This is a genomic window from Brevibacillus sp. NRS-1366 (assembly GCF_050467985.1).
This window is the reverse complement of the sequence record NZ_JBITPN010000031.1, coordinates 1-1,507: the sequence shown is the minus strand read 5'-3', so window position 1 is coordinate 1,507 and position 1,507 is coordinate 1. Positions and strand designations below refer to the sequence as shown.

Below are 1,507 nucleotides of genomic sequence, written 5' to 3'. Positions count from 1 at the left end.
TTAGTGCTAACCAATGTGGTTAAGTTACTAAGGGCACACGGTGGATGCCTTGGCGCTAGGAGCCGAAGAAGGACGCAGCGAACTGCGATAAGCCTCGGGGAGCGGTAAGCACGCTTTGATCCGGGGATCTCCGAATGGGGAAACCCACCATCTGTAATGGGATGGTATCCGTATCTGAATACATAGGGTACGAGAAGGCAGACCCGGTGAACTGAAACATCTAAGTAGCCGGAGGAAGAGAAAACAATAGTGATTCCGTCAGTAGCGGCGAGCGAACGCGGAAGAGCCTAAACCGTCAGGTTTACCTGGCGGGGTTGTGGGGCGTCTCACACGGAGTTACAAAAGACGCGCGTAGGTGAACAGCTTGGGAAAGCTGACCATAGAGCGTGACAGTCGCGTAACCTAAACGCGCGTCTCTCCGAGACCAACCCCGAGTAGCGCGGGACACGTGAAATCCCGTGTGAATCTGGCAGGACCATCTGCTAAGGCTAAATACTACCTAGCGACCGATAGTGAACCAGTACCGTGAGGGAAAGGTGAAAAGCACCCCGGGAGGGGAGTGAAATAGTACCTGAAACCGTGTGCTTACAAATAGTCGGAGCCCGTGACGGCGTGCCTTTTGTAGAATGAACCGGCGAGTTACGATAGCGTGCGAGGTTAAGTTGAAGAGACGGAGCCGCAGCGAAAGCGAGTCTGAATAGGGCGATAGTACGTTGTCGTAGACCCGAAACCGTGTGATCTAGCCATGTCCAGGGTGAAGGTAGGGTAACACCTACTGGAGGCCCGAACCCACGCACGTTGAAAAGTGCGGGGATGAGGTGTGGCTAGCGGTGAAATTCCAATCGAACTCGGAGATAGCTGGTTCTCCCCGAAATAGCTTTAGGGCTAGCCTCGGAATTGAGAGTCTTGGAGGTAGAGCACTGATTGGGCTAGGGGCCCTCATCGGGTTACCGAACTCAGTCAAACTCCGAATGCCAATGACTTATGTCCGGGAGTCAGACAATGAGTGCTAAGATCCATTGTCGAAAGGGAAACAGCCCAGACCATCAGCTAAGGTCCCCAAGTATACGTTAAGTGGGAAACGATGTGGAGTTGCCCAGACAACCAGGATGTTGGCTTAGAAGCAGCCACCATTTAAAGAGTGCGTAATAGCTCACTGGTCGAGTGACTCTGCGCGGAAAATGTAACGGGGCTAAACGTATCACCGAAGCTATGGCAGTCCTTACGGACTGGGTAGGGGAGCGTTCCAAGCAGCAGTGAAGCCGTACTGGAAAGAGCGGTGGAGCGCTTGGAAGTGAGAATGCCGGTGTAAGTAGCGAAAAGACAAGTGAGAATCTTGTCCACCGAAAGCCTAAGGTTTCCTGGGGAAGGCTCGTCCTCCCAGGGTTAGTCGGGACCTAAGCTGAGGCCGAAAGGCGTAGGCGATGGACAACAGGTTGATATTCCTGTACCACCTCTGTTCCGCTTGAGCAATGGCGTGACGCAGGAGGATAGGGTGAGCGGCCTA

The 1,507-nt window shown here is 53.6% G+C and carries 1 rRNA gene; it reads left to right on the top strand.

Features of this window, described 5'->3' with window-relative positions:
- Positions 1-17: 17 nt before the first annotated feature.
- Positions 18-1,507, top strand: a 23S ribosomal RNA gene (locus ACIFQN_RS24325); the annotation flags it as partial.